The sequence below is a fragment of the Enterococcus sp. 4E1_DIV0656 genome, assembly GCF_002140695.1.
GTDB lineage: Bacteria > Bacillota > Bacilli > Lactobacillales > Enterococcaceae > Enterococcus_D > Enterococcus_D entomosocium.
Window position 1 is genome coordinate 799713 of the sequence record NZ_NGLF01000001.1, and the last position, 8866, is coordinate 808578.

At 36.3% G+C, this 8866-nt stretch carries 8 protein-coding genes; 1 reads left to right on the plus strand and 7 read right to left on the minus strand.

All coding sequences use genetic code 11. The features are described 5' to 3' along the window. The 3 genes from A5882_RS03820 to A5882_RS03830 all read right to left on the minus strand — a co-directional run. On the minus strand, positions 1 to 1526 hold a 1526-nt coding region (locus A5882_RS03820), incomplete at its 3' end, for a MucBP domain-containing protein (protein ID WP_223347135.1). A 234-nt stretch (positions 1527 to 1760) separates the two neighbouring features. Beyond that, positions 1761 to 1925, minus strand: a complete 165-nt coding sequence (locus tag A5882_RS03825; RefSeq protein ID WP_223347136.1) for an N-acetylmuramoyl-L-alanine amidase — start codon at positions 1923 to 1925, stop codon at positions 1761 to 1763. Between the two features lie 109 nt (positions 1926 to 2034). Beyond that, positions 2035 to 2388: a hypothetical protein gene (locus A5882_RS03830; protein ID WP_008381652.1), complete on the minus strand. Its 354-nt coding sequence runs from the start codon at positions 2386 to 2388 to the stop codon at positions 2035 to 2037. A 761-nt stretch (positions 2389 to 3149) separates the two neighbouring features. On the opposite strand from A5882_RS03830, the gene A5882_RS03835 reads away from it, so the two are divergent. Further along, on the plus strand, positions 3150 to 3866 hold the full coding sequence (locus A5882_RS03835; RefSeq protein ID WP_086372438.1) for a MerR family transcriptional regulator: 717 nt from the start codon (positions 3150 to 3152) through the stop codon (positions 3864 to 3866). Between the two features lie 292 nt (positions 3867 to 4158). Here the strand turns inward: A5882_RS03835 and A5882_RS03840 are convergent, their stop codons facing one another. From A5882_RS03840 to A5882_RS03855, 4 genes are all read right to left on the minus strand, one after another. Next, positions 4159 to 4452, minus strand: a complete 294-nt coding sequence (locus tag A5882_RS03840) for an LPXTG cell wall anchor domain-containing protein (protein WP_016612618.1) — start codon at positions 4450 to 4452, stop codon at positions 4159 to 4161. Next, on the minus strand, positions 4449 to 6821 hold the full coding sequence (locus tag A5882_RS03845; RefSeq protein WP_223347137.1) for a WxL domain-containing protein: 2373 nt from the start codon (positions 6819 to 6821) through the stop codon (positions 4449 to 4451). Before A5882_RS03845 ends, A5882_RS03840 begins: the two co-directional genes overlap by 4 nt. Positions 6822 to 6873: 52 nt before the next feature. Further along, on the minus strand, positions 6874 to 7620 hold the full coding sequence (locus A5882_RS03850; RefSeq protein ID WP_016612620.1) for a WxL domain-containing protein: 747 nt from the start codon (positions 7618 to 7620) through the stop codon (positions 6874 to 6876). 137 nt (positions 7621 to 7757) lie between these two features. Further along, entirely contained in the window at positions 7758 to 8786 is a 1029-nt protein-coding gene (locus A5882_RS03855) for a DUF916 and DUF3324 domain-containing protein (RefSeq protein ID WP_086298853.1), read from the minus strand. Between the last annotated feature and the right edge of the window lie 80 nt (positions 8787 to 8866).

The following is an 8866-nucleotide window of genomic DNA, read 5'->3' on the forward strand; positions in this document are numbered from 1 at the left end:
GTGACTGGTGCTGCATCGCTGCGTTCATATACGTACACCACTTCTTGCGCTGTATCACTGAAGGTTCCCGTCGGATTACCTTGAACTTCTTTTATAGTATACCCGTCTATTTCTAACTTATACTCTGGCGTTGTTGCATCAAAAGATTCACCAATATTACCGCTAATTTTTTGAGAAGGCTTCAATTCATTCCCTTCAGTATCAATATAACTCACCGTAACATCTGCAGCGGCTTCTTGATGATTGATCGAAAATTGGTGCAAATAGGTTCCTGAAGAAATGGCGTAAAAACTATATCCATCTGGTTGAGCATAGGATCCGGCAGGATTATTCAGTCGTGCGTTATACTCCATTGTTTCGATACTTTCAAATTCACTTTGAGTAACCCCAGATACAGTAATCCCATCTTCTGTAATACTTAATCTTGAGGAGGGTACCTGTACACCATTCAAATCAAAGTACGTCTGACTAGTACTATTCGATTTTGTAAAAGGAGGCTGATATCCATCAAAATTTGTTAAACGATTAGGCATAATGGAAAATGGAACAAAAAATGATTGATTATCGGGATCGTAATTTAACTCTTTTGCAGATAATGAAGTAATCGCATCATTTCTTCCTGTGTTTTGGCCATAAGCAGCTAAGTTTGATAATTTGGGAAACTCATTTATCACAGTAAAATCTGTCACGCCACAGAACTGTATTCTTAATTCTGTTAGATTTGGTAATGCAACCAGAGGTGCAATTGTCGTAATATTCATATTGGACTCGAAACTTAGCGACTCTAGTCCTTTCATATTAACTATTTTTGAAAATACAGCATCGGTTACATTTGCGGAACTAAGATTTAATCTAGTTAAATTGGCACCAAAGTTTGGTACATTATCATCCGTTACATTAGCACCCATCAAATATACATAAACTAAGTTATTTAACGAAGTGAGAACGGAAAAGTCAGTAACCTGATTTTGGCCGCTCATATAAAATGATGATAGATTTGTTGCATATTCCAAGCCTGTCAAATCAGCAATAGCGGAATCTGCAGCGTAGATATAGAGAGTCTGAAGTTTGCTCATCTGTTCCTTCGTGATTTCGGACACATCTATACCTAAAGATTTAGCAACTACGGATTGTAGTGCTGGATCCGGAAGCCAAGCTGCAAAATCTTCTTGATCATTATTTACTGCGACCTCAGATGGATTTGCAGAACTTTGACTTGTCGTCTCATTTTCAACTTGGCTATTCCCCTGATCTTCGCCAGAATATTTTGCGTTGTTAGAAGAGCTTTGCGTTGTTGTTTCTTCCGTGGATTCATTATTATCTTCTGTCGAAGTATCAGAAGATTCACTTTGCGTTGTTGAAGAATCCAGCGTTGTAATCGAATTACTCATATTTTCAGATTCTTCATTAGTTGCTTGTGCTACACTTTCTTGTTGCTCATCTGATCGAACATTCACAATGGGAACAAAAAAAGAAGGTACTATTAAACTTGCCAAAGATATGTAGGAAAAAATTTTCTTTTTCATCTGCCAACTCCATCGTGGTATTTTTTTAACCACCTATTTTTATATCTCATCTATTGTAGTAATAATGTATTCTATAGTAAATACTTTTCAAGCAAGGACAGAGTTCCTTCAACCAAAAATAATCATTATTTTTATAAGATACTTGGTATTATGTAATAATAGTTCCTCTTTGTTTTTTAACAACCCCAGAACAAAATTTAAAGAATGAAAGTTTCTATCTTTGTTAAATGATAGTTAGTGAAAGTCTTCCCGATGTGGACCAAACGTCGAAGAGATGCCCAGATTCATGATAAGATAGATCATTTCTGCATTACCTTTGACCAATTCTGCTTTTCCCGTGTCATAGTTGGTAAGTGCATAGGATTCAATAAGCACGTTTAGCTTCTCGCAATTTTTCACGTCTGTCCTCTATCGTTCGGTTAGAAATTTTATTACGTCTTCATAGGATTCCATACCTGACTTCAAAATATATTATAAAAGACTACTTTTCCTTGATTCTTTTTCCAGATCACTTTATTTTAAAAATTAGTGAATGGCTAGTTACATCATTCAATTTATATCCACATAATTCTTTATTGTAGTATGGATAATCTTGTTCTACTATTTTTAACACTTCTTCGTCTGAAAAATCAAAATCTTCAATAGTGATAATGAGTTCTCGTAATAATACTAACTTAGAATCTATTCCCATAATTATTGGAATATCAATCCAAAAATTCGCGGACGTTAATGCTTCTATCAATTCTTTTAATTTTTGAACTTGATTTTCAATATAATTTTTTATCAACGGATGTGCTTTTAACTGCTTTTCTTCAAATTGAAATTCTTTGATATATTCAGATAGATTACTGATTTCGATCATAATTTTCGTCCTTTCCAAAATGAAATCAATACTATAAGCCGGTTTCATTTATTGTTTTTCCCTAGATGAAAGCCTCTGAAAGAAGATGCTTCCTTTACAGGTGAACAATGACCTATTTGAAAATTAAAAGAAAAACGCAAGTTGTTTGTTGCGCTGAACTATACACATTAAAGTTGGTTTGAGGTCTAGTTTTTAAAAAGCAATCGTCCTCTTAATAAATAACTGATATTTCACTCGTTATCAAAATGCCAAGTACTATAAGATCTATAATCTAAGTGGATTGGAAGAACCTTTAAGTATTTGTAAATTTTTATTTATCCTTAGGTAAGAAAGCTCAATTCAATGACAATGCTTTTTTTATAGAAAATGAGTTTCTTTATTCATTTCCTACTACAGCTTATTAATTCCCCTTGAATCTATACCTCATTAATACTACCCTTCGCTTTATTTCAAAATACGAATTTGTTGATTTTTTAAACCTTCAAAATCAACAGTTGGTGATTTATACAAAATAGAAGAATTGCGTTTTTACTTTCATAATGTCCTGACTGATTAGTTGATAGAATTAAAATAATGCATTACTATTCTTTTAAATAGAGTTGAAGAATATGGTCTATTTGTTTATAGTATTTTAGAAAGTTAAGATTACTTTAATCAAATTTCAAAGTCGAAGATGATGTGTTCTACTACTTATATATCTCTATAAGTTACAAAAAAGAGGAGGAATTGTTATCTCAAATAAAAAAAGAACGATAACGGAAATTGCTAATCTATTCAATATTGAACCTTCAACTATACGGTTTTGGGAAAAAAAACAACTAATTTCGTTGAGTAGAGACGAAGAGAATAACTACAGATATTTTGATGCTCATTCTATATTACAGTTAGTTGATATTACTTTTTTTAGAAACTTAGAAATTCCCATTACCGATCTAACCCTTCATTTAAATGGTGATTTGGATCAAAGAAACCAAATATTAAACAATACTCTTATTACCGTTGACAACTGGATCAAACAATTAAATGCTGTATCAAAAGTACTTAATACAAGAATAAAGGATATTGCTCATATCAATCATTGTTTAAACGGAGAGAAAAACCTAAATCTAGAGTTTCCTTTTTCGAAATTTGAACCTCTTGATCTTTACAAAAAAGAACACATTTCTTCTTTATTAAATAATCCAACAAATTTTTTATTATTATTTACTGGAGATCATTTTGATACCATAACAGAAGAAATTGGCATTATAGACATTCCCAATAACACTATTCCTAAAGATCTCCTTGCGGAATCAAGTGAAATATACTTTGGTGGGGCGTTAACTGTTGATAGATACGACTATAGTGAAAATAACTTGAATCAGTTATTGGATGATATACAAGATTCTGCCGATTACTCCAGTGTAGTCGCACAGTACATCGTCGGAGGTTTAGAAAATAATCGGCCTATTGACTACTACTTTTTTTGGCTTCTGTAACTGATCATTATCTATGAAAACAATCAAAGCAGAGGGATTAAAATGAACATTTTCTAAGTAATCATTCCCAAAGTTTCATCATGTATGTAGTATTATTTATCGTAGGAATGATTTCCTAAACACTACACTTTTGCAATCTATTATTTCTCGATTATTAAGATATTCCTTTATAAAATGATGTTAAAACTACTACGTTACTTTAATTGCTTATTATTAAGATATTAAGGTACTATATGTTTCTATTATATTTTTTCATATTGTTAAACACCAAAACATATAGTACCGAAAAAAATCAACTTGTCTTTTCTTTCTTTTTTATTAACCAAACTATTAAGATTACGCTGCCTCCCAAAAAGCTCATTGAAGAAATTACTCCTCCTGTTTGTGGCAGACTCTTCTGAATATCTATTTCTGATGGTTGACTATCTAATTCATTTTGTTCAGAACTTACTGTCTCTTCTCTCTGATAAAATTGTACCCCCGCTTGATTCTCATAAGTAGATGCTTCTACGCTTGGCAAAGAATTTGAATAATTCATATAAAGAGAAATTATACTGAAAAAGAGTACGATTAGTATTTTCTTCATTCGCTTCCTCCCAACGTAGGATCACCCACTAGTTCCCAAGTGATCACTGAGCGATACGTCCCATCATCCACTGGCGTATTCGCCGGCAATCTCAATTGAACGCCTGTCAAAGATCCATTCATTACTTCCCCAATTTGAATCTCTGTTGTACCGTGTTCTCCTTCATATAATTCATTGGGATTGCTCATTGCCCCAACTAACTTCGGAGTGTGGCTCAATACAATGTCTTTTGACGGAACCGTTAACCCCGTATGGACCGTTTCTTGGACACTTAAATCTTTGAGTATCATCGTTGCCCCAGTCAACACTTGCTTTTCTGAATTCACAAATGGACTAGCAGAAACAAAAATGGACCATTGCGTAGTATTGCTGTAATCATCAATCGTAATGGTTGGTGCGTGTTCACCCTTGGCCGCTACCTCTTGATGGCGGCTTGATTGCTCAATGATTCCAAAATTAAAATTTCCATTCGTTACATTAGCCAGCTCCAACCGACCTGGTTCAACCGTAAAAGGCACTTCATAATCACGTAGAATAAATTTCCCAGTACTCAAACGTTCTTCAACACGAATAATTCCGACTACTTGTCCGATTTTGGATGTATCGGGATATTCTTGAAAACCGCTAATCGAGACATGACTGGTGTCAGAAAGATCTAAATATTTTGATATGTTTGCCTCCAATTCTTTTTCAGACATTCCTAACTGAATAGTGGTAGGATTTGGGTGTGCTCGATCAAATGTCAATAGGCTGTATCCATTACTTGTCAATTCAAAATATGCACGATTATTCAAGCTATTTACTCTTTCAGATTCAGAATGGGGGGCGTCATATTTTCTGAGTCGTGTAGGTTCACGATGATAGACTTCGACAATATCGCCAACTTTAGCATTTGTCTCCCCAAAACCGTTCCCAAAGTCAGAAACAGCTGAAGCAATCGTTTGAGTTCCTCTTACATCATACGAATAGGTCAACGTATCAGTGCCTATGACACGCCGCGTGTTATCACCTAAATCATGTATGCTAAAGTTATAATAAATACCAGAAAAATTGTTGTGTACATTTCCTGTCGTGCTTGTCGTTCCTCTTCGAGCAGTGATAATTCCAATGTCGGAATGCCAAGTGTAGATCCCAGCACTATAGTCATTAAACCCACTGAATCTTATGGCGTTTCCGAAAGTAACTGTAATTGGTATCTCGAGTATTAATTGTTGACTAGTTCTGTTATGGTTTAATACTACAGAAGCACTGGTTGTTGTTCCGACAATACTCGTATCTGGAGATTTATTTATATTAAGGGTATACTCATCACTTGATAACAAGCCTCCATTAAGCGAAACATTGGTTATGGCCTGGGTAAGCTGACTTTCCGTCAATCGACCACCTAAATCAATTGTTTGAGGCACAACTTCTGCTGTCAATGCACTCTTCGCATAAACATAGGTCACTTCGATGACTCTTCCTAAAATATAGTTTCCAGAAGCTTCACCTCTGATTTCTAGAAGATAAAATTCGTCCAAATTTAAAGCCTCTGTTGTATATTCCGCCCCTGGCATCCCAAGATTTGACTCAGCATCACCTATCTCCTTTCCAGACTCATCAATATGAGTTACATTGAGTATTCCCCCCAAGGCCATTAAACGTGTACTGGATGTCACATCCGGTTCTCTTCTAACCGTATCGCCACGCATATTTACGACAAATATTCCGAAAGTAAGTTCCCCAAAATCGAAATATCCTCCTAAACCGTCAAAGATAATATCTACAGGCGCATGTTTATTAACAAAACCAAAAATTTCAAGAGTAATCCAACCATTTCCTGGAGAACTATCTGCTCTCGTTCGAAAATCTACATAATCAGACCTAATGTCCGTAAAAAAGGCAGCACTGATATCATTTCCATGCGCATCAACCGCTCGAACACTAAATCTTGAAAACTGATTACTGATTCCATAAACACGTGCCACATTGTACGCTCCGGGATTCACTCCGTTAAACGCAGTCGTAAGTTCCATATTAATAGTAGCGATTAGAATTGGTTCATCTATGTGCCAATCACTTATTGTGCTAGTGACAATGCTAGTTAATCTTTGATTTCTTTGCAATTGATCTTCAATAACTCCCTCGACAGTATCTTCAATTGATGACTCTTCCAGATTTTTTGCACTTGTTTGATCAGAGGATCCATCTGATTCTGTCTCCGATTCTTCTCCCTGCTGCTCCTGATTATTACTAGTTTCTTGGATCTCTTCTTCGTAATCAGATTCACTCGTAGACTCTTCGATCACAGTGGCCACAACGATCGCGGGAAATAAAAAATGAGTTGATAGAACTAGGCTCAACACAAAAACAAGTAAGACTTTTTTCATTGGACTATCCCTTTCTCTTTGGTTTCTGTACTGGAGAATAGGGGACATCCCCTTATTCTCCAGATGCGTTTGTTGGATCCGCGACCAACTCCCAAACTAGTGCAGTTGAGTAAGCCGTATCATTTTTTGTGGTATTGGCTGGAATACGTAAGACAACGCCATCAGTCTGTCCTTCTGCATTCGCATTCCCCAGAGCTAGTGTCCATGCACCGGCACCCTGTGAAGCATTGGCGGTTGCCAAAGTTTGTGCGGCTTCTCCTAATACAATCTCGTTTTGATTCGCAATGGGCGTAGCTGATGTGGGATTCACATAACGCAGACCACTCAAGGTGATCGTTGCTCCTTGCAGCTCATGTCCGCTTGCATCACTCAATTGTTTAGGCTGTGAAACTTGCAGCTCCCAGCCTAATCGATCACTCCCACGACGATCTTCTGTTGCGACAAATGGTACCCGTCCTTCTTCTGATGTACCAGAAAATATATGGTCCAATCGTGCCTCTTGAACGATTTCACTTGAAATATTCGGAATCTTACCAAAATCAAAGTTTGAAACATAATTGATTCTTAGTCGGCCTGGGTGGGGGTTAACTGGTACTTCAGGATCTACTTCTTCTCCTGGATTTTCTGGATCTGGAATCACCGGATTAGATGAATCATTTTCTAAAATAATCACCGTTCCCTCTGTCCTTGCGTTCGTCGCATCCTCATACTCTACTTCTGCTGCCTGACTAATTAATGTACCTAGTCCCATACTTCCCGCTAAAAGTGCTGCTGCTATTGTGATTGTTGTTTTCTTCATTGTTCATCCTCCAATTTTTTTGTTTTTTCTTTGTTTTGTTCGTACGTGTTGCTTTCTTATTCTCCTTTATTCTCAATTGATTTAGTATTTTTCCCCTTCCGGTTTCAGCTGGATGAACACTATAAACCAGCATTTTTTTAGAGCGATTCAGCCTTCTTTCTCCCATTAATTCTAATCCATCTGCCAATAATCAGGAGAATAAGAAGTCCAATTCCCCCTAAAATCAGATAAGATAGATAAGGCGTCCTCTCATCAATATTCACTGCACTTTGGTTTAACTGGCGGGCTTCTGACGCGGCAATCGTGAAATTTTCTTCAAAATGATACTCCTTCCCATCTGCTTTTACCCTCATTTTAAGAACATAGTCCCCAGCCTTTATGGGTCGTTCCCCCGTTGGTATACCAAAATTAAAATTAGAATTGGGCGCCATGCGAAGATCGTAGACATCGTACGTATAAATCGCTGCTTTCCCCCCTTTTTCAGTCACAGTAGATTCAACACTCATATTGCGAACAATCGATGCTGCACTATTTTGAATGTTAGCTTCAATAAAGTTTCGATAATTTCTTTGTCCTGTTGTAATGTCTTTTAAATGCAAGTCATTTTCAACTGTTTCCCCGTCTTTTTTGTTTAACAAAATACCAACGGTGTACGCAACTTCATGAACTACTGTTTGTTCGCTTATATTTTTAACTTCTTCCATAAACCGAATCCCTCCGAGAATGTCTCCCGCCCAGTCTTCTTCTGGGAATAAAACTACTACTTTCATGGTGACAAAACCTAACGCTGGAATCGTACGTTTTGCTTCGTCAATCTTGACCAATTGATCCATTCGATGCGTTAATGAATCATCGTACGTGTCTTCTGCCAAATAACCAGGGATACCATTTTCATTGGTGGAAGCGGGATTCACCGCAGCTTTTACCGTAATTGCTACATCAGACGCATTATAAATCCTAATAGAAACTTCACGTTTTTCTCCCGGCTGACCGTCGAAATGGTAATAGCCTTGCGCATTTACATTTCCATCCTCATCTAACGTTTGAATCGAAAAATTATTCACCTCATCTGCATAGCCTGTTTGATAAAAAAAACCAAGACTTAGGATTACCGTAAATAGAATCCATCGGATTGCGTGTTTCTTTCGTTCTTTCTTTGTTTTCAATATAATTTCCTCATTTCATAAAAGTGAGATAGTTCATTATTAAATATTTAATTCACAAATTAATATACGGGTTAAACCAG

Coding starts and splice junctions, on each gene's coding strand:
- A5882_RS03830 (WP_008381652.1), bottom strand. CDS start 2,388: ATGATCGAAATCAGTAATCTATCTGAATATATCAAAGAATTTCAATTT.
- A5882_RS03840 (WP_016612618.1), bottom strand. CDS start 4,452: ATGAAGAAAATACTAATCGTACTCTTTTTCAGTATAATTTCTCTTTAT.
- A5882_RS03845 (WP_223347137.1), bottom strand. CDS start 6,821: ATGAAAAAAGTCTTACTTGTTTTTGTGTTGAGCCTAGTTCTATCAACT.
- A5882_RS03850 (WP_016612620.1), bottom strand. CDS start 7,620: ATGAAGAAAACAACAATCACAATAGCAGCAGCACTTTTAGCGGGAAGT.